The organism is Polaromonas sp. P1_G2 (assembly GCF_056405515.1).
The window spans coordinates 1-514 of the sequence record NZ_JBFUBY010000905.1 but is presented as its reverse complement, the minus strand read 5'-3'; the positions used below and the strand labels follow the sequence as shown (position 1 = coordinate 514).

Annotated in this window: 1 protein-coding gene; it reads right to left on the bottom strand. The window is 56.0% G+C overall.

Annotation, left to right across the window (positions count from 1 at the left end):
* Positions 1-157 precede the first annotated feature (157 nt).
* A partial coding sequence (locus tag AC1D0P_RS28260) for an omptin family outer membrane protease (RefSeq protein WP_477679762.1) occupies positions 158-514 on the bottom strand: 357 nt, incomplete at its 5' end.

Here is a 514-nt window from a genome sequence, read left to right as displayed (position 1 = left end):
AGCGTTGATACCCCCCTCAACGTTTCACAGGCCAAGGTTATTTTGTTGCAAGGCAGCCGGTTGGAGAACGGCGGTGCTTTAACGATGGTCGGCACGGCTTGTGACGTTGCCCCAGCAGTGGTTGCTTGCATTGCGCGGAGTTGCGCAGAGATACGGGCTAAAACTGTCCCTTCAGCCCGAACGAGATCGTTTCTGAACTGAAATCGCCGCCGGCATCATTTTTGTCGTGGAAGATTTTGCCGTTCTTTTCGTTGATCGTCTTGGTGTCAGCGCGTGTCTTGAACATCCGGTCGAACGAGCCGCTGAGATAAAGCGACATCCGCTGTGAAAGGGCGTAATTCACCGAACTGGTCAGCGAGGCGGTCGGGGTCGCGTCCAAATTGTCGATGAAGCGCAGGCTGCGTACGCCGCTGAGATAAAGCGACATCCGCTGTGAAAGGGCGTAATTCACCGAACTGGTCAGCGAGGCGGTCGGGGTCGCGTCCAAATTGTCGATGAAGCGCAGGCTGCGTAC